This is a genomic window from Nocardioides sp., from assembly GCF_030150155.1.
In the GTDB taxonomy this organism is placed as follows: Bacteria; Actinomycetota; Actinomycetes; order Propionibacteriales; family Nocardioidaceae; genus Nocardioides.
The window spans coordinates 38,702-57,809 of sequence record NZ_JASLGR010000028.1; the positions used below are offsets into that span (position 1 = coordinate 38,702).

At 71.2% G+C, this 19,108-nt stretch carries 24 protein-coding genes; 13 read left to right on the forward strand and 11 right to left on the reverse strand.

Annotated features, from left to right (window positions below; translation table 11 throughout):
• Entirely contained in the window at nucleotides 1–336 is a 336-nt protein-coding gene (locus Q1V88_RS08155; protein WP_300680312.1) for a bifunctional 3-phenylpropionate/cinnamic acid dioxygenase ferredoxin subunit, read from the forward strand.
• 18 nt (nucleotides 337–354) lie between these two features.
• Nucleotides 355–708, forward strand: a complete 354-nt coding sequence (locus tag Q1V88_RS08160) for a hypothetical protein (RefSeq protein ID WP_300680313.1) — start codon at nucleotides 355–357, stop codon at nucleotides 706–708.
• Between the two features lie 10 nt (nucleotides 709–718).
• On the opposite strand, the gene Q1V88_RS08165 is transcribed toward Q1V88_RS08160, so the two are convergent.
• On the reverse strand, nucleotides 719–1,114 hold the full coding sequence (locus Q1V88_RS08165; protein ID WP_300680315.1) for an adenylyltransferase/cytidyltransferase family protein: 396 nt from the start codon (nucleotides 1,112–1,114) through the stop codon (nucleotides 719–721).
• A gap of 45 nt (nucleotides 1,115–1,159) precedes the next feature.
• On the opposite strand from Q1V88_RS08165, the gene Q1V88_RS08170 reads away from it, so the two are divergent.
• Together Q1V88_RS08170 and Q1V88_RS08175 are read left to right on the forward strand one after the other, a co-directional pair.
• The gene (locus tag Q1V88_RS08170) at nucleotides 1,160–2,476 is read left to right on the forward strand and encodes a DUF445 domain-containing protein (RefSeq protein WP_300680317.1); all 1,317 of its coding nucleotides are present in this window, start codon (nucleotides 1,160–1,162) and stop codon (nucleotides 2,474–2,476) included.
• Between the two features lie 85 nt (nucleotides 2,477–2,561).
• The gene (locus Q1V88_RS08175; protein ID WP_300680364.1) at nucleotides 2,562–2,786 is read left to right on the forward strand and encodes an RNA-binding S4 domain-containing protein; all 225 of its coding nucleotides are present in this window, start codon (nucleotides 2,562–2,564) and stop codon (nucleotides 2,784–2,786) included.
• Nucleotides 2,787–2,896: 110 nt separating this feature from the next.
• Here Q1V88_RS08175 and Q1V88_RS08180 read toward each other — a convergent pair whose 3' ends face one another.
• Genes Q1V88_RS08180 through Q1V88_RS08200 form a run of 5 tightly spaced genes read right to left on the reverse strand, consistent with a single transcriptional unit; the run spans nucleotide 2,897 to nucleotide 9,171 of the window.
• Complete coding sequence (locus Q1V88_RS08180) at nucleotides 2,897–3,265, reverse strand: FKBP-type peptidyl-prolyl cis-trans isomerase (protein WP_300680319.1); 369 nt, start codon at nucleotides 3,263–3,265, stop codon at nucleotides 2,897–2,899.
• 58 nt (nucleotides 3,266–3,323) lie between these two features.
• Nucleotides 3,324–4,175, reverse strand: a complete 852-nt coding sequence (gene hisN, locus Q1V88_RS08185; protein WP_300680321.1) for a histidinol-phosphatase — start codon at nucleotides 4,173–4,175, stop codon at nucleotides 3,324–3,326.
• A gap of 10 nt (nucleotides 4,176–4,185) precedes the next feature.
• Nucleotides 4,186–5,205: a ribosome small subunit-dependent GTPase A gene (rsgA, locus tag Q1V88_RS08190; protein ID WP_300680323.1), complete on the reverse strand. Its 1,020-nt coding sequence runs from the start codon at nucleotides 5,203–5,205 to the stop codon at nucleotides 4,186–4,188.
• A 14-nt stretch (nucleotides 5,206–5,219) separates the two neighbouring features.
• Nucleotides 5,220–6,479 carry a 3-phosphoshikimate 1-carboxyvinyltransferase gene (gene aroA, locus Q1V88_RS08195; RefSeq protein WP_300680324.1) on the reverse strand — a complete coding sequence of 420 codons (1,260 nt, stop codon included), beginning with the start codon at nucleotides 6,477–6,479 and terminating at the stop codon, nucleotides 5,220–5,222.
• 28 nt (nucleotides 6,480–6,507) lie between these two features.
• The gene (locus tag Q1V88_RS08200) at nucleotides 6,508–9,171 is read right to left on the reverse strand and encodes a sigma-70 family RNA polymerase sigma factor (RefSeq protein ID WP_300680327.1); all 2,664 of its coding nucleotides are present in this window, start codon (nucleotides 9,169–9,171) and stop codon (nucleotides 6,508–6,510) included.
• A 433-nt stretch (nucleotides 9,172–9,604) separates the two neighbouring features.
• On the opposite strand from Q1V88_RS08200, the gene Q1V88_RS08205 reads away from it, so the two are divergent.
• From Q1V88_RS08205 to rsrA, 5 genes are all read left to right on the forward strand, one after another.
• Nucleotides 9,605–10,165: a hypothetical protein gene (locus Q1V88_RS08205; protein ID WP_300680329.1), complete on the forward strand. Its 561-nt coding sequence runs from the start codon at nucleotides 9,605–9,607 to the stop codon at nucleotides 10,163–10,165.
• Nucleotides 10,166–10,206: 41 nt separating this feature from the next.
• Nucleotides 10,207–10,926, forward strand: coding sequence for an SOS response-associated peptidase (locus tag Q1V88_RS08210; RefSeq protein ID WP_300680331.1), 720 nt, complete (start codon nucleotides 10,207–10,209; stop codon nucleotides 10,924–10,926).
• The gene (locus tag Q1V88_RS08215; RefSeq protein WP_300680333.1) at nucleotides 10,923–11,555 is read left to right on the forward strand and encodes an alpha/beta family hydrolase; all 633 of its coding nucleotides are present in this window, start codon (nucleotides 10,923–10,925) and stop codon (nucleotides 11,553–11,555) included. The genes Q1V88_RS08210 and Q1V88_RS08215 overlap by 4 nt, the downstream gene beginning before the upstream one ends.
• Nucleotides 11,556–11,621: 66 nt before the next feature.
• Nucleotides 11,622–12,203, forward strand: a complete 582-nt coding sequence (locus Q1V88_RS08220) for a sigma-70 family RNA polymerase sigma factor (RefSeq protein ID WP_366914068.1) — start codon at nucleotides 11,622–11,624, stop codon at nucleotides 12,201–12,203.
• Complete coding sequence (gene rsrA / locus Q1V88_RS08225; RefSeq protein ID WP_300680334.1) at nucleotides 12,200–12,463, forward strand: mycothiol system anti-sigma-R factor; 264 nt, start codon at nucleotides 12,200–12,202, stop codon at nucleotides 12,461–12,463. Before Q1V88_RS08220 ends, rsrA begins: the two co-directional genes overlap by 4 nt.
• A 356-nt stretch (nucleotides 12,464–12,819) precedes the next feature.
• Here rsrA and Q1V88_RS08230 read toward each other — a convergent pair whose 3' ends face one another.
• Nucleotides 12,820–13,662 carry a DUF2785 domain-containing protein gene (locus Q1V88_RS08230; RefSeq protein WP_300680336.1) on the reverse strand — a complete coding sequence of 281 codons (843 nt, stop codon included), beginning with the start codon at nucleotides 13,660–13,662 and terminating at the stop codon, nucleotides 12,820–12,822.
• Between the two features lie 59 nt (nucleotides 13,663–13,721).
• On the opposite strand from Q1V88_RS08230, the gene Q1V88_RS08235 reads away from it, so the two are divergent.
• Entirely contained in the window at nucleotides 13,722–15,200 is a 1,479-nt protein-coding gene (locus tag Q1V88_RS08235) for a sensor histidine kinase (RefSeq protein WP_300680338.1), read from the forward strand.
• Between the two features lie 3 nt (nucleotides 15,201–15,203).
• Here Q1V88_RS08235 and Q1V88_RS08240 read toward each other — a convergent pair whose 3' ends face one another.
• Complete coding sequence (locus Q1V88_RS08240) at nucleotides 15,204–15,455, reverse strand: WhiB family transcriptional regulator (protein WP_300680340.1); 252 nt, start codon at nucleotides 15,453–15,455, stop codon at nucleotides 15,204–15,206.
• A 221-nt stretch (nucleotides 15,456–15,676) separates the two neighbouring features.
• Here Q1V88_RS08240 and Q1V88_RS08245 point away from each other — a divergent pair, with 221 nt between their 5' ends.
• On the forward strand, nucleotides 15,677–16,048 hold the full coding sequence (locus Q1V88_RS08245) for a hypothetical protein (RefSeq protein ID WP_300680341.1): 372 nt from the start codon (nucleotides 15,677–15,679) through the stop codon (nucleotides 16,046–16,048).
• 58 nt (nucleotides 16,049–16,106) lie between these two features.
• Here the strand turns inward: Q1V88_RS08245 and Q1V88_RS08250 are convergent, their stop codons facing one another.
• Genes Q1V88_RS08250 through sodN form a run of 3 tightly spaced genes read right to left on the reverse strand, consistent with a single transcriptional unit; the run spans nucleotide 16,107 to nucleotide 17,681 of the window.
• Nucleotides 16,107–16,889: a SigB/SigF/SigG family RNA polymerase sigma factor gene (locus Q1V88_RS08250; protein WP_300680343.1), complete on the reverse strand. Its 783-nt coding sequence runs from the start codon at nucleotides 16,887–16,889 to the stop codon at nucleotides 16,107–16,109.
• A complete protein-coding gene (locus tag Q1V88_RS08255) occupies nucleotides 16,876–17,268 on the reverse strand; it encodes an anti-sigma factor (RefSeq protein WP_300680344.1) in 393 nt (130 codons plus the stop codon). The genes Q1V88_RS08250 and Q1V88_RS08255 overlap by 14 nt, the downstream gene beginning before the upstream one ends.
• An 8-nt stretch (nucleotides 17,269–17,276) precedes the next feature.
• Complete coding sequence (gene sodN, locus Q1V88_RS08260; RefSeq protein WP_300680346.1) at nucleotides 17,277–17,681, reverse strand: superoxide dismutase, Ni; 405 nt, start codon at nucleotides 17,679–17,681, stop codon at nucleotides 17,277–17,279.
• 101 nt (nucleotides 17,682–17,782) lie between these two features.
• On the opposite strand from sodN, the gene Q1V88_RS08265 reads away from it, so the two are divergent.
• Together Q1V88_RS08265 and Q1V88_RS08270 are read left to right on the forward strand one after the other, a co-directional pair.
• Nucleotides 17,783–18,079, forward strand: coding sequence for a S24/S26 family peptidase (locus tag Q1V88_RS08265; protein ID WP_300680367.1), 297 nt, complete (start codon nucleotides 17,783–17,785; stop codon nucleotides 18,077–18,079).
• Between the two features lie 13 nt (nucleotides 18,080–18,092).
• Nucleotides 18,093–19,061: a zinc-binding dehydrogenase gene (locus tag Q1V88_RS08270; protein WP_300680348.1), complete on the forward strand. Its 969-nt coding sequence runs from the start codon at nucleotides 18,093–18,095 to the stop codon at nucleotides 19,059–19,061.
• Nucleotides 19,062–19,108 lie beyond the last annotated feature (47 nt).

Sequence of the window (19,108 nt, forward strand, 5' to 3'; positions counted from 1 at the left end):
GTGACGTACATCGAGGTTGCCCCGCTCGCCACGATTCCGGCAGGGGAGGGGATCCGGCTGGTGCCCGAGGGCGAGGTCCCGATCGCTGTCTTCCACACCGAGGACGGTGAGGTGCTGGCCATCGACGACACCTGCACCCACCAGGAGGCACCGCTGTCCCAGGGGTGGCTGGAGGGCTGCCTGGTGGAGTGCCCGATCCACTCCGCGACCTTCGACCTGCGCACCGGTGAGGCCACCCTGCCGGCGACCAAGCCGGTGCGGACCCACGCCGTGGAGATCCGCGACGGCGTGATCTTCGTGGAGCTCTCCACGGCCGCGCCGAACCTGCCGGCCTGATTCGCTAGCCTTCTCGCCGTGATCGACTACGACGGTCGGATCTTCCGGCCGGTCACCACGTCTGCGAACGCGGAGGTCTCCGAGGAGACGCTCTTCCGCTACCGGCAGCGGCGCAGCGTGGTGACCTCGGCGTACCAGGGTGGACGGATCCTCACCGGCCACCTGATCGGGCTGGCCGACGACGCCGGGCGGCTCGAGTTCCGCTACCACCAGCTCACCGTTGACGGCGAGCTGCAGAGCGGTCAGTGCACCTCGGTCCCCGAGGTGCTCGAGGACGGCCGGATCCGGCTGCACGAGACCTGGCAGTGGTCCTCAGGCGAGGCCGGCACCTCGGTGATCGAAGAGGTGCCGGGGCCGCGTCAGGCTCGGTGAGCCCTCCGGGTCAGACCTGGGAGATCTTCTCGATCAGGGCGGTCGTGGAGATCGCGGGCGTGCGCGGCAGGTAGACCACCTCGCAGATGTCACTCATCTCGTCGAAGCGGCCGGCCCAGTCGTCGCCCATCACCAGGACGTCGGCGGCGTACTTCTCCAGGTAGTGGCGCTTGAGCTCGAGGCTCTCCTCGACGAAGACCTCGTCGACGCCCTTGATCGCGCCGACGATCGCGATCCGCTCGGACTCGGAGAAGACCGGGGCCCGGCCCTTCTTGGAGATGTTGAGCGCGTCGGCCGACACGCCGACGACGAGACGGTCTCCCAGCTCGGCGGCGCGCTCCAGGATGCGCAGGTGCCCGACGTGGAAGACGTCGTAGGTTCCGAAGGTGACGACAGTGCGCAACATGGCCCGCATCCTCTCACCTTGCCAAGGACCCGGCAGAATCGCACTGTGCAGCCAGCCCAGCCCGTGCGGCCGACCACCCGTCATCGCTCCGAGACCGCCGGCGCGGTGAGAGGGATCTCCGTGCCCAGCGAGGGGGACCGGGAGCGACGCCGCGCCCTGCGCCGGATGCGGTCGCTGGCGACCGGGCTGCTGGTGCTCGCCGCGGTGGTCTTCGTGCTGACCAACGGACGCGACGGCTTCTGGGGCTACGTGAACACCGGGGCCGAGGCCTCGATGGTCGGTGCGATCGCCGACTGGTTCGCCGTCACCGCCCTGTTCCGGCACCCGCTCGGGCTGCCGATCCCGCACACCGCCCTGATCCCGCGGCGCAAGGACGAGCTCGGCCACGGGCTGGAGACGTTCGTGGGGGAGAACTTCCTCCAGGCCGACATCATCCGCGAGCGGATCGAGAGCGCGACGCCGTCGCTGCGGTTGGCCCGCTGGCTCAACCAGCCGGCCAACGCCCGCCGGGTGGTCGACGAGGTCTCCACGGTCGCCGCCGCCGGGCTGGCCCGGGTCCGTGACGAGCATGTCGAGGCGCTGCTGGGCGAGGCGGTCTTCCCCCGGCTGGCCGCCGAGCCGTTCGCCCCGATCCTCGGCGGGCTGCTGGCCGACGCCGTCGACGACGACCTGCAGCGCGGCCTGGTCGACCTAGCGCTCGAGGAGCTGCACGGGTGGCTGCTGGAGAACCCCGACACGGTCACCGACGTGCTGGAGGAGCGGGCACCGTGGTGGTCGCCGCAGGCGCTCAACCACGGCGTGGCCAGCCGCCTGCACCGCGAGATGGTGATCTGGGTCGCCGACATCCGTGACGACCCGCAGCACCGCGCACGCCAGGCCTTCGACTCCTGGCTGGCCCAGCTGGCGACCAGCCTGCAGAGCGACCCCGAGACCCAGGAGCGCGCCGAGCGGCTCAAGGAGCGCTGGCTCGCCCACCCGCAGGTGCTGGCCTCGAGCATCTCGGTGTGGAACGCGCTGCGCAACGCCCTCACCGGCGCCCTGCGCGACCCCGACAGCGAGGTCCGCGACCGGCTGGCCGCCGAGCTCTCCGGCTTCGCCCGCACCCTGGTCGCCGACCAGGCGCTGCAGGAGCGGCTCGACTCACTGGCCAGCGACGCGGCGGTCTTCATCGTGGAGCGCTACGGCTCGGAGGCGATCGCGATCATCACCCACACGATCGAGAGCTGGGACGGCCAGGAGGCAGCCGAGAAGATCGAGCTGCACGTCGGTCGCGACCTGCAGTTCATCAGGATCAACGGCACCATCGTGGGTGGCCTGGTCGGTGTGGGCATCCACGCTGTGAGCGTTCTCATCGGCGCATGATCCAATAGCGCCCATGCCGTTGTTCAACCGCCGCAAGAAGCAGATCGAGGCAGAGCCCGAGGCTCCCGCCGCCGACCCCGTTCCGATCAACGGCGACGTGATCCGGCTGGGGCAGTTCCTCAAGCTGGCGAACCTGGTCGACAACGGCGGCCGGGCCAAGGAGGTCATCGCCGCGGGCGAGGTGCTGGTCAACGGCGAGGTCGAGACCCGCCGTGGTCGCCAGCTCGGCATCGGCGACGTGGTGCAGTTGGGCAGTCAGCTCGCGACCCCGGTCGACGGGGAGACGTTCGAGGACAACCTGCCCTGGTAGGGCGTGGGGGCCCTGGGTGGGCGCCCTGGGTGGGGTGACTGCTGGTCAACGCTCCCCGACTGTGGTCGGGCGAGCGTTGGACCAGCAGTCAACCCGGTGAGGCGGACTGCTCAGCTGACGCCGAGCAGGTCGACCACGAAGATCAGGGTCTCGTTGGGCTTGATCACGCCCAGGTCGCGGCTGCCGTACCCCAGGTGCGGCGGGATGACGAGCTGGCGGCGGCCGCCGATCTTCATCCCCTGGACGCCGTCGTCCCAGCCCTTGATGACCTGGCCGGTGCCCAGGCGGAACTGGAGCGGCGTGCCCCGGTTGTAGGACGCGTCGAACTCCTCGCCGCTGCTCAGCGCGACGCCGACGTAGTGCACGGAGACGGTCTTGCCGGCGACGGCCTCCTCGCCGTCACCCTCGACCAGGTCGGTGATCACCAGGTCGGTGGGCGGGGTGGGGTCGACGAACTCGATCTCAGGCTTCTGGCTCATGGGACAACCCTACGGGTTGGGTCCGAGGGCCCGGTGCGGCGGACTCGCTGCGGGCGGCTCAGCGGCCGTGCAGGGGCGTGACTGTGCCGGGGCCGGTGGTCGGCTCGTCGGGGTCGTCGGTGGCCGAGGAGGAGCCGAGGAAGGAGAGCGCCGCCTCGTGCAGGTGGGTGTTGGTCGCCACGGCGTTGCCGCCCCACGGGCCCGGCGTACCGTCCAGGGAGGTGAAGGTGCCGCCGGCCTCGGTCACGATCGGCACCAGGGCTGCCATGTCGTAGAGGGCCAGCTCCGGCTCCGCGGCGATGTCGACAGCACCCTCGGCCAGCAGCATGTAGGACCAGAAGTCACCGAAACCGCGGGTGCGCCACACCCGGCGCATCAGGGCCAGCATCCCGTCGAGGTTGCCGCGCTCCTCCCAGCCGTTCAGGGAGGAGTAGGCGAAGGAGGCGTCGTCGAGTCGGCGGACGTCGGAGACGTGCAGCTGCGAGGCCTTCATCAGGGACTTGCCGCTCCACGAGCCCTGGCCCGTGCTCGCCCACCAGCGCTTGCCCAGCTGGGGGGCCGAGACGACGCTCATCACGACCTCGTCCTCGACGGCCAGCGAGATCAGGGTCGCCCAGACCGGGACGCCGCGGACGTAGTTCTTGGTGCCGTCGATCGGATCGATGATCCAACGCCGCGAGCTGGTGCCGGTGGTGCCGGTCTCCTCGCCGGTGATGGCGTCACGGGAGCGGGCCTTGGCCAGGGTGCGACGGATGGACTCCTCGACGGCGCGGTCGGCGTCGCTGACCGGGGTCAGGTCCGGCTTCGTCATCACATGCAGGTCCAGAGCCTTGAACCGGTCACTGCTGATCGAGTCGGCGTCGTCGGCGAGCAGGTGTGCCAGCCGCAGGTCGTCCGTGTAGTCCACCACGGTGCTCAGCCTAGTAGTCGGTGACCGAGCGTGCGGCCAGCAGGCGGCGGAAGGAGTCGACCCGCTCCGGATCGGCCTCACCACGCTCGACCGCCTCGTCGAGCCCGCACTCGGGCTCGTCGACGCCGTGGGTGCAGCCCCGAGGGCAGTCCTCGGTCATCTCGTCGAGGTCGGGGAAGGCCTCGATCAGGTGCTCGGGCTCGACGTGGGCCAGGCCGAAGGAGCGGATGCCGGGGGTGTCGATGATCCAGCCGTCGCCACCGGGCAGCGCCAGCATCAGCGCCGAGGTCGAGGTGTGCCGACCGCGACCGGTGACCGCGTTGACCTTGCCGGTCTCCCGCTCGGCGTCGGGGACCAGCGCGTTGACCAGGGTGGACTTGCCCACCCCGGAGTGGCCGAGCAGCACCGAGGTGCGGCCGGCCAACTTCTCGCGCAGGTCCGAGATGTCGGTCTCGCCGTCGCTGCGGGGATGCACGTTGCTGGTCACCACCCACGGCACGCCGAGGCTGCGGTACGTCGAGAGCAGCGTCTCGGGGTCGGCGAGATCGGCCTTGGTCAGGCACAGCAGCGGCGACATGCCGGCGTCGTACGCCGCCACCAGGGCGCGATCGATGAGACCGTGCCGTGGCTCCGGATCGGCCAGCGCCGTCACCACCACGAGCTGATCGGCGTTGGCGACGATCACCCGCTCGATCGGGTCGTCGTCGTCGGCGGTGCGACGCAGGATCGTGCTGCGCTCGCGGACCTCGACGATCCGGGCCAGCGCCCCGTCGACCCCCGAGGTGTCGCCCACCACCCGGACGTGGTCGCCGACCACGACCCCCTTGCGGCCCAGCGGCCGGGCCTTGACCGCCCAGATCTCGCGGCCCTCGACCATCACGGTGAAGCGGCCGCGGTCGACGGTCAGAACGAGGCCGTCCAGGGCGTCGTCGTAGGTCGGGCGATCCTTGGTGCGCGGCCGGGTCCGCCGACGAGGACGGTCGTAGTGCTCGATGTCCTCGGTGGAGTACCGGGCGTTGTTGCGCGCCATCGGATCGCCTCGCCTCAGTCCTCGAACAGGCTCGCCCAGAAGGGAGCGAAGTCGGTGAAGGTCTTGGAGGTGGTCTCGACGTTCTCCACCTCGACGCCGTCGACGAGGGCGCCGATCAGGACGCCGGCATGGGCCATCCGGTGGTCGGCGTAGGTGTGGAAGACGCCGCCGTGCAGCGGGGCCGGGGTGATCTCCAGGCCATCGGGCAGCTCGGTGACCTGGGCGCCCAGGGCGTTGAGCTCGGTGGCCAGGGCGGCGAGCCGGTCGGTCTCGTGGCCGCGGATGTGCGCGATGCCGGTCAGCCGGCTGGGGGTGGTCGCCAGGGCGCACAGCGCCGCGATCGCCGGGGTGAGCTCGCCGACGGCGTGCAGGTCGGCGACCAGGCCCTGGAGGGTGCCGCGCTCGGGGCCGGTGACGGTGAGGCCCTCGGCGCCGAAGGTGACGGTGCAGCCCATCCGGGCCAGCAGGTCGCGCAGCTCGTCGCCGGGCTGGGTGGTGGCCGCGGGCCAGTGCCGCACCGTGACGGTGCCACCGGTCAGGGCGGCCAGGCCGAGGAACGGCGCGGCGTTGGACAGGTCGGGCTCGATCCGGGTGTCGACCGCGGCGATCGGGCCGGGCTCGACCACCCAGCGCTCCTCCTCGACGTGCACCGTGACGCCGCGCTCGCGCAGCATCTCCAGGGTCATGTCGATGTGCGGCTGGGACGGGATCGGCGGGCCGACGTGGCGCAGGTCGACGCCGTGGTCGTAGCGGGCACCGGCCAGCAGCAGCGCGGAGACGAACTGCGAGGACGTGCTGGCGTCGATGGTGGCGGTGCCGCCGTGCACCGCACCGGAGCCTCGCAGCGTGAACGGCAGTGCCTCGCCGTCGACGGCGACGCCGAGCTGGCGCAGTGCCGACAGGATCTCCCCGACCGGGCGCTGGCGCATGTGCTCGTCCCCGTCGAAGGCGACCGCGCCGGTGCCGAGCGCGGCGATCGGCGGCACGAAGCGCATCACGGTGCCGGCCAGGCCGACGTCGATGCCGGCGTCGCGGTCGAAGGGCGCGGGGGTGACCGCCCAGTCCTCGGCGCTGGTGTCGACGGTGGCGCCGAGCGCCGTGAGGGCGGCGGCCATCAGCAGCGAGTCACGCGAGCGCAGCGCGCCCTGGACCAGCGACGGGCCGTCGGCGATCGCGGCGAGGATCAGGGCACGGTTGGTCAGTGACTTCGATCCGGGCAGCGTCACGGTGGCGTTGATCGGTCGGTGCGCATGCGGTGCGGGCCAGGGAGTCACCGCCCAAGGGTAGCGAGCGGGGGTCACGTCAGGACGGGCGGTGGAAGGACACGACCGGGCCGTCGAAGTCGAGCGGGGTGGCGGTGACGTCCAGCGACCAGGTCCCGACGGGGTTGAAGTCGAGGTGGTAGAAGTCGCTGCCGGAGGTCACCGTGCACTCCACGATGAACGTCGGGCTGGTCGCCAGGGTGGTGCACGAGGCGCCGCCCTCGGAGCTGTTCTGGGCCGGCGTCCCGCCGCCGGTGAGCTCGATCCGGACCCGCACGCTGTGGTCGCTGGGCAGGCCGACGATCTTGAAGTGGTGCTTCTCCACCGAGTCCGTGGACGCGGGGTGGGTCGAGTCGATCGAGACGGTGGCGCTCGGGCGGGTGGCCGTCACCGGGACGGTGACCTGCGCGCTGCTGACCCCGTCGCTGACGGTGTAGCCGATGGTGTGGGTGCTGTTCACCCCGAACGGTGCGTCCCAGGTCAGGGTCCGCCCGGTCTGCGTCGCCCCGCTGACGTCGCTGATCGTCAGCGGGTCGCCGTCGGCGTCGGTGGCGGGCACGGTGATCGAGGCGGTGCCGGTGTCGGTGATGGCGATCGGGGTGGAGTCGCCGCCGGCCGGGTGCGCGTTGGTCAGGGTCACGGTGACCGTGGCCGTCGTGCTGGTGTGGCCGTCGCCGGCGGTGTAGTGGAACGTGTCGGTGCCGACGTACGCCGACGACGGGGTGTACGTGATGACGCCGTTGCTCAGCGTCGCCGTGCCGTGGGCACCGTCGGTGACGCTCAGGCTGAGCGCGTCGCCGTCGGGGTCGCTGGCCTGCGGGGTGAGGGTGACCGGGGTGCTCCAGTGCGTGCTGACCTGCTGGTCGCTCGCCACCGGGGCGGTGTTCGGGTTGAGGCCCACCACGACCGTGACCCGTGCGGTCGCGGTGCCGCCGTGGCCGTCGCTGACGGTGTAGGTGAAGGTGTCGGTGCGGTCACTGACCTGGCCGACGCTCCACACGGGTCGGGTGTAGCGGACCTGGCCGCCGACCAGGGCGACGCTGCCGCCGCCCCCGGTGGCGGCGCTCACGCCGACGATCCGCAGCGTGTCGCCGTTGGCGTCGGAGTCGTTGCCGAGCAGGTTCAGGGTCACCGCAGCGGCGGTGGCGTAGACCGCGTGCAGCTCGATGTGGTCGTCGACGGCGACGGGCGCCCGGTTGGGGGTGGTCACCTTCACCGTGCCCGAGGCACGCGAGCCCTGGCCGTCGCCGAGCACGTACGCGATCGTCTCGGTGCCGCGCCACGACGGGTCGGGGGTGTAGGTGATCGTCGAGGTGGAGGTGCGCAGCGCGATCCGGGCGCTGACCCGGGTCGCGGTCGAGCCGATCCGGACCTGCCCGTGCGGCGTGGAGCCGGTGATCTTCGCCGAGCGCACGACCAGGGTGGTGCCGGCCGGGTGCTCGACACCGGCGCCGAGGTCGATCGACACCGAGGCCGAGCCCGAGGGCACCTGGACCGCTGCCAGCGGTGTCACCGTGACGGCCGCCGTCGGGGCCGCCGGGGTGGCGGGCGTCGTGCTCGGGCTGGTCGGCGTCACGACCGCGGCCGGCGTGACCGGCGGGCGGACCACGGCGGGCAGCGTCGGCGCGCTCGAGGGCGGCGCGGTGGTCGAGGACGGCGGGGTCTGCGGCGCCGTCACCGGCGGCGTGGTCGGGGCGGGCGCGGTCAGGGCGCTGTCGGGCGTGGTCGAGGGCCCCGAGGTGGCGTGCAGGCCGAGCGCGACGGCGATCACCGCCGCGGCAGCGACGCCGGCACCACCGGTAGTCCTGCCCAACGGGTGGTGCAGCACCCAGTCCTTGGCGCGCCCGAAGGCGAGCACCACGCCGCCCTTGGCCGCAGCGGCCGCCCCGAGGTGGGCCGCGGCCAGGTAGCCGGCGCCCGCGGTGCCGAGCAGGAGCGGTGCCAGCACGGCACCAAGGTTGGAGTTGACCTCGGTCAGCTCCAGGTAGATCGCGGTGCACTCCCGGCAGCCTTGGAGGTGACCCTCGATCTTGGCCGCGTCGCGGCGCGAGGAGCCGCCGCGGATGTAGGCGCCCAGGTTGGAGCGGGTCACCGCGCAGGCGTCCTCGATCGCCTCGGCGGCGTGCATCGACACGAACGCCTCGCGCAGGCCCTCGCGGGCGCGGTAGGCCAGGGCGGAGACGGAGTTGGCGCTCATCCCGAGCAGCGGGGCGACGTCGGCGGGCTTCTGGCCCTCGACCTCGGTGTGCCACAGCACCTGCTGCCAGCGCTCGGGCAGCGAGGCGAAGGCCTTCGCGGCGGTGGCGTTCTCGAAGCCCGCGACGGCGGTGTCGTGGAACGGCACACCCGGGTCGTACGGCGACATGTCGTCGGTCGTCTGGAGCTTGGACCCACTCCGGATCCGGTCGACGTGCAGTCGGCGGATCGCGGTCAGCAGATAGGCGCGGAAGGCCAGGTCGGGGCCGCCGCCGTTCTGCAGCACGGCGAGCACCTTCGCGAACGCGTCGGAGACCAGGTCGTCGGCGTCCAGGCCGGGGACGAGCTGGCGGGCCAGCCGACGGGCGGCCTCGACGTGGCGCTCGAACAGGTGGCCGTAGGCCTCCAGGTCGCCGCCGCGTACGGCGGAGATCAGCTCGGCGTCGGAGGTGCCCTCGACCTCGAGGGGGTCCTCGTCGGAGCGACGTGCGTCAGGTACGTGCGTCACGCGCTTCATCGATGCCCCTCCCTCCGTCCTGTGCGATCTGCCTCGAGGTGCCACATGTCAGGGACGAACTGACGTTGGTCCCATGACGGGATCCTCGCAAATTTCTTCGGGCAATGGCGTCATAGGACCCATTCGGGCCCGTCTCCTCGGTGTAGGACGCCGGCGACGGTCTGTTCTACGCGACAGATTCGCAGGCATCACGGTGGCGACGTACCTCCTCACCGAGATGCCGACGGTGCAGCGGCGACAAGGCAGGGGCGGCATGGCACGGTTCGGCAGACGCACACTCACGACGCACGGCGCAGGCGGCTCGACCGGGGGGTCGGTCACAGGGTCGTCGAGCGAGTGGCTGGGTGTGCTGCCGACCGGGTTCGATGCCGTGGGAGAGGGCCTTGCCGCTGCCGACAGCGAGCGTGTCGCAGTGGCGTGTTGGGTGGTCGGTCGTGACCTCGCGGACCGTGGGACGTCCCTGGGGGAGAGCATTGAGGGGCTCCGATCGACCACCCGACTCGTCGTCGACCGCGATCCGACCTTCGCCGAGACGCAGGCCCTCGCGGTCTCCTGGAGCGAGGCGACCCTGGTCTACCTGCACGGCCTGTCGTGCTCGGATCCGCTGACCGGACTCTCCTCGATGGCGCACCTGCGTGAGTGCCTGGCTGGTCTGTACCGGGACCCCGGGACCACCGCCGCCGAGCACGCCCTGGTGGTGATCGACGCCGGTCGGTTCGAGGATCTCGACCAGCTCGGCGAGGCTCGCCGGCTCACGATGGTGGGGGAGGCGGCCCGGGTCGTCTTCGCCGGCTCGGAGGCGATCGGCAGGGTCGGCCTGGCCCGCGTCGTCGTCCTGGCCGACCGTGACGGTGCCCTCGGGCGCCGGGTGACGCTGCTGCGTCGGATGCTGCCCGACCCGACCATGCGGGTCTGGATCGAGGGGCTGCCGGGCTCGGACTCCTCGGCGGCGCTGCTCCTCGACGAGCTCGCCCGCGGTGCCTGAGCCTGCGCGTCGTCCTGTCGACCTGTCCTAGGGTGAGTGTCATGTGTGGGCGTTACGCCTCGAGCAAGTCCGCGGCCGATCTGGCTCTCGAGTTCGAGGCCTCCGAGATCGGCGTGGCAGCGGGCCTGCCGCCGAGCTACAACGTCGCGCCCACCGACGAGGTCTACATCGTCGCCCAGCGTCCGGCACGCGAGGAGCGTCCGGCCCAGCGCCAGCTGCGCACCGCGCGCTGGGGGCTGGTGCCGTCCTGGGCCAAGGAGCGCAGCATCGGCGCGCGGATGATCAACGCCCGGCTCGAGACGGTCGCGGACAAGCCGGCCTTCCGCAAGGCGTTCGCCACGCGGCGCTGCCTGGTCCCGGCCGACGGGTACTTCGAGTGGTACCGGAGCGAGTCCGGCACCAAGCAGCCCTTCTTCATCCATCCGCGCGACGGCCGGTCGCTGGCGATGGCGGGGCTGTACGAGTTCTGGCGCGACCCCGCCGCCGCTCCCGACACGCCACTGATGTGGTCGTGCACGATCATCACCACCTCGGCGACCGACGACCTGGGCCGGCTGCACGACCGGATGCCGCTCGTGGTCGAGCCCGAGGACTGGGAGGACTGGCTCGGTCCCGAGCCCGCCCACCCCGAGGCGCTGGTCCCGGCCGCCGACCAGCACAGTGGCCTGGAGGCCTGGCCGGTCTCCACGGCCGTGGGCAACGTCCGCAACAACACACCGGAGCTGATCGTGCCGCTGCCCGCGACGGGGGAGGGCGCATGAGCGGTCAGGTGATCGAGACGCCGTGCGGCCCGGGTCGCCTCGTCCAGCGCCGCGCCACCCACCCGATCGCGACGCTGCTGCTCAGCCACGGCGCCGGTGGTGGGATCGACGCGATCGACCTGCAGGCGCTGGCGCGCACCCTGCCCGGACGCGGGATCAGCGTGCTGCTGTTCGAGCAGCCGTGGAAGGTCGCCGGCAAGCCGGTCGCCTCGGCACCGAAGACCCTCGACATCGGGCTGCGCGCCGTCGCCGACCACCTCCGCTTCCGCACCCCGCTGATCGTCGGTGGCCGCTCGGCCGGGGCGCGCTCGGCGTGCCGCCAGGCCAAGGAGCTCGGCGCGATCGGCTGCCTGGCACTCGCCTTCCCGCTGCACCCGCCGGGCAAGCCGGAGAAGTCGCGGCTCGACGAGCTGGCCGGCACCCGGCTGCCCACGCTGGTGGTGCAGGGCACCAAGGACCCCTTCGGCAAGCCCGCCGAGTTCCCCGAGCTGCCCCGCACCGAGCTGGTCGAGGTGGCCGACGCCGACCATGGCTTCAAGCTCCCCGCACGCCTGCGCGACCAGGAGTCGACGGTGCTGGCGGGCATCGTCGACGCCGTCGAGGAATGGACCAGACGTCTGGTTGGTTAACCAGACATGACGATCCTGCTCGAGCGTGCCCCCGTTGGGGACATGGACGCCGTAGGCTGGTCGGTGATGTCCCAGACACAGACCACCCCCGAGTCCCCCGAGGAGCGCGCACAGCGCTTCGAGCGGGATGCGCTGCCGTTCCTCGATCAGCTCTACTCCGCCGCGATGCGGATGACGCGCAATCCCGCCGACGCCGAGGACCTGGTCCAGGAGACGTTCGCCAAGGCGTTCTCCTCCTTCCACCAGTTCCGTGAGGGCACCAACCTCAAGGCCTGGCTCTACCGGATCCTGACGAACACGTTCATCAACTCGTATCGCAAGAAGCAGCGCGAGCCGCAGAAGTCGATGTCGGAGGACGTCGAGGACTGGCAGCTCGCCCGGGCGGAGTCGCACAGCTCGACAGGCCTGAAGTCGGCCGAGATGGAGGCGCTGGAGCACCTCCCCGACTCGCAGGTCAAGGATGCGCTTCAGAAGCTTCCGGAGGAGTTCCGGCTTGCGGTCTACCTCGCCGATGTAGAGGGATTCGCCTACAAGGAGATCGCCGAGATCATGGAGACGCCAATCGGCACCGTGATGTCACGCCTTCACCGGGGTCGCCGCCAGCTGCGCGACCTGCTGGGCGACTATGTCAAGGAGTCTGTGGCATGAACGAGCACGTTCACCCGTCGTCGGCCGACTGCGTCGACTTCCTGGAGCGGATCGTCTACTTCATCGACAACGAGCTCGATCAGGCGGACTGTGCGGCGGTGCGTGAGCACCTCGACACCTGCAACCCCTGCCTGGAGCGCTACGACCTCCAGCGCACGGTGAAGCAGGTGGTGGCGCGCTCGTGCCACGAGACCGCTCCGGGCGAGCTGCGGGCCAAGGTCCTGCTGCGCCTCGAAGAGGTCCGGATCGAGATCCAGTGAGTCGCGATTCCGGGTCCCGCTGTCGTTGATGGGCGCTGATTGGCGCTGAGCGGGTCGGGTTTGAGAGACTGTCCCACGGCCCGATGGGGCCGCTGCACCATCAGGCCAGACTTCGAGGAGGACGACATGGGTAAGACCGGTCGCAAGCGTCGCGCACGTCGCAAGAAGGGCGCTAACCACGGCAAGCGTCCCAACAGCTGATTCGTCAGCCGTTGATGACCGACCCCGCTTCGGCGGGGTCGTTGTCATTTCCCGGCCATGACGGCGGGGGAGGACCCCAGACTGGCTCAGACCGGCTGAGGCCGGCGCCGACCGGCCCAGGCCGGCCCAGACACCGGCTCAGGCGGGCGAGGAGCTCAGGCAGGCGGCGCGCTGAGCGTCGGCCGGATCTCCCGCAGTACGTCGACCAGCAGCAGCACCAGGTCGGCCCGAGCGGCCATCGCGGTGCGGGCCAGCGCCGCATGCGTGTAGAGCGCCCGCAGGAAGCCCTCGGCGCACCGCTCCCGGCCGGTGTCGGCCAGCGCGGCACGTCCCAGCCGGACCACCCACGGCTCCAGGTCCTCGACCCCGAGCTGGTCGCGGCGCAGCACCGCCAGCGCGGCACCGACCAGGGCGTCGAGGTCGGCCAGGCAGATCCGCTCGGCGGCCAGCACCCGGTCGGCCACCACGTCGAGCAGGACCAGCTCCTCGGCACCGCCCAGGTGCGGCGAGGCGGCGATCTGAGCCACCGCCGCGGCGCCGGCCTCCAGGCTGCGCCGATCGGGGTCGGTGACGAACCAGGTGAGCAGCTGGTCGGCCCAGCGCAGCACTGTCGCGTCGGGCAGCAGGGCGTGGCTCTCGGCGCGCTCCAGGCACGCCACCAGGACGCGGGCTGAGGCCGCACGGCGCAGGACCGGGGCTGCCTCGGTGACAGCCGCGGTGGCGCCCTCGGCGGCGAGCTCGCTGAGCGCCGTGGGGGCCACGTCGGGGCCGAGGGTCAGGCCCGCGGCCATCCCGTCGCCCAGAGCGCCCAGGAGGTCGTCGTACACGCCCTGACGGAGCCAGGAGAGCAGCGTCGCCACGCCGGTGGCCTCGCGCACCTCGGGATCGGCGTCGCCGAGCATCCGGGTGAGCTCGACGGTGAGGTCGGACAGGGGGCGGTCCGACGGAACGCCTCCGCCGGTCCGAACGCCGTCCCAGTACGACCTCGATCTGGTCACCGGACCATCTTCCCAGACCTGCTCGCCGACCCCGAAACCGTCCCTCCTAGGGTGGGTCCATGCCGACCCTGAACGAGCTCGTGATGTCGCACACCGAGCTCGAGGACGCCGACGTCGACTGGCTGCACCTGCTGATGGCCGACTGGCAGATCGTCGCCGACCTGAGCTTCGCCGACCTGGTGCTGTGGCTGCCCGACCGCGAGGGCCAGGGGTTCTGGGCCGGCGGCCAGATCCGCCCGACCACCGGGCCGACGTCGTACGTCGACGACGTGCTCGGCACCTTCATGCCGATCGGCCGACGCCCGCTGCTGGATGCCGCCTGGCGCGAGGGCCGGCTGGTCCGCGAGGGCGACCCGGAGTGGCGCGACGACGTGCCGGTGCGGATCGAGTCCATCCCGGTACGTCGTGGTGATCGGGTGATCGCGGTGATCGCGCGCAACACCAACCTGCGCGGCGTACGGACGCCGTCGCACCTGGAGCTGACCTACCTGCGCACGGCCGCCGACCTGACCCAGATGATCGCCGGGGGCTACTTCCCCTCCGACACCCAGCGCAGTGACGACGCCGACACCCCGCGAGTGGGCGACGGGTTCATCAGGGTCGACGCCGCCGGGCTGGTGGAGTACTCCAGCCCGAACGCCCAGTCGGCCTTCCGGCGCCTGGGCCTCAACGGTGACCTGACCGGGAAGTCGCTGGCCGACGTCACCCGGCAGCTGGTGCCTGCGCGGCGCCGCCTCGACGAGGAGAGCCTCAGCGCCGTCCTCGGGGGTCGCTCGTTCCGCGACGCGGAGATTTCGGGGGAGTCGGTCTCCCTGATCGCCCGGTCGCTGCCGCTGCGCCCCGACGGGGTCCACATCGGTGCCGCGGTGCTGGTCCGCGACGTCTCCGAGCTGCGCCGACGTGACCGCGAGCTGGTCACCAAGGACGCCACCATCCGCGAGATCCACCACCGGGTGAAGAACAACCTCCAGACGGTGGCGGCGCTGCTGCGGCTCCAGGCGCGCCGGATCGACCTGCCCGAGGCGAAGGCCGCCCTGGAGGAGGCGGTGCGCCGGGTGGGGTCGATCGCGATCGTGCACGAGACGCTGTCCCAGGCGGTCGAGGAGACCGTCGAGTTCGACGAGATCGCCGACCGGATCAGCAGTGCGCTGGGGGAGGTCGGAGGGATCGGTGCCGCCACGGTGCGGGTGCAGCGCGAGGGCACGTTCGGTGGACTCAGCTCCGACGTCGCGACGCCGTTGTCGATGGTGCTGACCGAGCTGCTCCAGAACGCCGTCGAGCACGGCTACCCCGGTCCGACCCAGGCGGTGCGGGGTCAGATCGCTCTGCGGGTGCACCGTACGCCGACGACGCTCACGGTCCAGCTGGACGATGACGGTGTCGGGCTGCCGGCCGACTTCGACCTGGCAACCTCGACGAATCTCGGTCTGTCGATCGTCAAGACCCTGGTCGAGTCCGAGCTCGCCGGGACGATCATGCTGGGGGCGAACCCCCAGGGACAGGGAGCGCGTGCCGAGATCAGCGTCCCTGTGGAGTGAAGCTCAGGCGGTGCGGACGCGAGCGCGAGCGTTGCGACGCTTGAGAGCGCGGCGCTCGTCCTCGCTCAGACCGCCCCAGACGCCGTGATCCTGACCGGCCTCGAGAGCCCACTGCAAGCACTGCTCGCGGACCTCGCAACGCCGACACACGGCCTTGGCCTCCTCGATCTGAAGGATCGCGGGGCCGGTGTTCCCGATCGGGAAGAACAGCTCCGGGTCCTCGTCGAGGCACGCCGAAAGGTGACGCCAATCCATGGGTGGGGAATCCCTCTACTTTCGAGAATGTGGGGCACGATCGTCGGGTCTCAACGACGTGCTGCGCATGCGGGCGCGAATGTGAACGCCTTCACGAGCGCCAGACAAGGCTTTCAGGTCTGGGCTCGCGATACAAGAGTGATTTGTGGTGTGTTTCCTCACTGTTTCCGGCACCGTGGAGCGAAAGTAGCCTCGCGCTCCGTGAGCCGTACGCTGTGCGGGTGAACATTGAAGCTGTGCCCCGTCCGTTGAAGGTCACGATCGCCGTCGTCGTGGCCCAGGCCGCGGCATTGGTGATCCTGGCCATCTTGCAACTGATCAACCTGCACGACAACCGTCTGGCGATGGGTTTCACCACAGCAGCGTTCTTCGTCATCTTCGCGGTGGCCATCCTGGCCTGCGCTCGGGGCCTGGCCACGCTGAGCTCCTGGGCGCGCAGCCCGATCGTGCTGGCCGAGCTGATCAACCTCGGTCTGGCGTGGAGCTTCCGCGACATGCCCGCGGTCGGGATCGCGCTCTTCCTCGCCTCGGTGGTCTCCCTGGTCGGCATCTTCGCCCCGGCCAGTTTGCACGCCCTCTCCCCGGTCGACTGAGACCGAGCCGCACCCTGACCAGCGGTCGACCGGCCGACCGGCCCGCGCGCCGGAGGTCTCAGCTGGCGGTCTCGGGATCGTCGAGACTGGCCCGCAACTGCTCCAGCGTCCTGTTCAACAGGCGAGACACATGCATCTGGGAGACGCCGATCTCGTTGGCGATCTGGCTCTGGGTGAGATTGCGGAAGAACCGCAGCAGCAGGATCCGGCGCTCCCGGTCGGGCAGGTCGGCCAGCAGTGGACGCAGTGACTCCCGTACATCGATCAGGGCCAGCCCCTCGTCGTCGCTGCCCAGATGCGCCAGTACGTCGGGTCCGTCCTCCTCGGCGACCGCGTCCAGGCTGACCGTCGCCCAGGCGTTGCCCGACTCCAGGCCCTCGACGATCTCCTCGACGGTGCAGCCGATGCTCGCGGCCAGCTCGCTCGCGGTCGGGGAGCGGCCCAGCTGCTGGGTCAGCTCGCCGCTCTCCTGGGTGATCCGCAGCCGGAGCTCCTGGAGCCGGCGCGGCACCCGGATCGCCCAGCCCTTGTCGCGCAGGTGACGCTTGAGCTCGCCGACCACGGTCGGGGTGGCGTAGGTGGAGAACTCCAGGCCGCGCTCGGGCTCGAACCTGTCGATCGCCTTGATCAGGGCGATCAGGCCGACCTGGACCAGGTCCTCGTAGGGCTCGCCGCGGTGCTGGAACCGGCGGGCCAGGTGCTCGGCCAGCGGCGTGTGCAGGGCGACCAGGTCCTCGCGTGCGGCAGCGGCCGCGGAGGGGTCGGCTCCGTGCAGGGCGACGAAGAGCGCAGCGCTGAGCGCTCGCGTCTCGGTCGGGCGAGACGGGTCAGGGAAGCTCATGCGAGCGGGTGTTCACCAGGCTCGTGGTGACGAGGGTGATGCTCAGGACGCCGTCGGCGGTGTCGCAGCGGGCGTCGGCCAGGGTGGCCAGCACGGTCCACGCGAACGAGGACGGGTCCGGATGCCGGGGCTCGACGGCGGGGGTGGCCACGGTCGCGGTCAGGCGACCCGGCTCGAGCCAGTAGGAGATGGTGAGATCGGCGCCCGGGGCAGCGGCCTCCAGGGCCAGCGCTGCGGCCTCGCCGACGGCGATGCGGGCGTCCTCGATCTCCTCCAGCGTGAAGTCGAGCCGGGCGGCCAGGCCGGCCGTGGCGGTGCGCAGCACTGCTGCGAACGCACGGTCGGCCGGCAGCCTCAGCTCGACATCAGGCGTGGTCATGCTGAAGGTCAGGCAGCCTTCTTGGTCGCCCAGAAGATCTCGGCGATCTCGTCGATCTTGGCGAGCAGCTGGTCGGCCACGGCCTCGTCCCAGCTGGCCTTGGTGCCGCCGGCGCCGGCGAGCTTCGTGGCGTCGTTGAACAGCTGGTTGAGCTGCGGGTAGGCCTCGAAGTGCGGGGCCTTGAAGTAGTCGGTCCACAGCACCCAGAGGTGGTGCTTGACGAGGTCCGAACGCTCCTCCTTGATGGACAGGGCGCGGGCCTTGAAGGTCGCGTCGTCCGAGGCGTTGGCCTTGGTGATGCAGGCCTTGACGGACTCCGCCTCGAGGCGGGCCTGGGCGGGGTCGTAGACGCCACACGGGAGGTCGCAGTGGGCAGAGACCTCAAGCGTGGGGGCGATGAAGCGCGAGAACATGGGTGTTCCTCTCTCCTAATCCACGTGAGCCGAGGGGCACGTGGTCGTTCGGGGCAACGAGTGCATTTGCGACACTATCGCGGGTGAGGGGCTTTGCGCGCGTGCGGGGTCGGTCGATGCTGCCGACATTGCGACCCGGTGACCTGCTCTGGGTGCGGTACGGCGTCGAGCCGAGGCCCGGCGACCTGGTCGTGGCCCGCTTCGTCGACGGCACGGTCGCCGTCAAGCGTGCCGTCGAGCCGCGCCCGGGGGGCTGGTGGCTGCTGTCGGACAACCCGGCCGAGGGCGTGGACTCGCGGCACCGGGGCGTGGTCCCGGCCGAGGCGGTCCTGGGCGTCGTACGCCGGCGGCTGCCACGGCTGTGTGCCAGACTCCGAACACGTCCGACGTCTGAGTGAGCAGGAGATCACGATGCTTGCGGTGTATGCCGAGTCCCAGTCCTGGGACAGCCCCCTCGACGGCCTGGTGGTGGGGGAGCGCCCCACCCCGACGGTGCCCGAGGGCTGGGTCGCCGTCACGGTGCAGGCCGCCAGCCTGAACCACCACGACCTGTGGTCCCTCAAGGGCCAGGGGCTTCCGGCCGAGCGGCTGCCGATGATCCTGGGCTGCGACGCCGCCGGGGTCGACGCCGAGGGGACGCCGGTGCTGGTGCACTCGGTGATCTCGACGCCGGAGTGGACCGGCGACGAGACCCTGGACCCGCAGCGCAGTCTGCTCTCCGAGCTGCACCAGGGCACCTTCGCCGAGACCGTCGTGGTGCCCCGACGCAACGTGGTCGCGCTGCCGGCCGGGTTCTCCCTGGCCGAGGCCGCCTGTCTGCCCACGGCGTGGCTGACGGCGTACCGGATGCTCTTCACCCAGGGCGGCCTGAAGCCCGGCGACACCGTCCTGGTGCAGGGCGCCGGCGGCGGCGTGGCGACCGCCTGCATCGTGCTGGGACGCGCTGCAGGGCTGCGTGTGCTGGCCACCAGCCGGGACGAGGGCAAGCGTGCCAAGGCCCTGGAGATCGGCGCCCACGAGGTCTTCCCCAGCGGTGCCCGGCTCCCGGTCAAGGTCGACGCCGTGATGGAGACGGTCGGGCGTGCCACCTGGGAGCACTCGGTCCGGGCGCTGCGTCCGGGCGGTGCGATCGTGATCTCGGGTACGACGTCGGGGCCCGAGCTCGACGACGCGCTGCTGACCCACATCTTCTTCAAGCAGCTGCGCGTGATCGGGTCCACGATGGGCACCCGCGACGAGCTGGCCTCCCTGGTCGCGCTGCTCAACGCCACCGGCACCAAGCCGCTGATCGACTCCACCGTGCCGATGGAGCAGGCCCGCACGGCCTTCGAGCGCCTGGAGCACGGGGACGTCTTCGGCAAGATCGTGCTGACCCGCTGAGGCACTGACCCGCCGACCCGCCGACACCGGCGGTTCCCGTACGACGC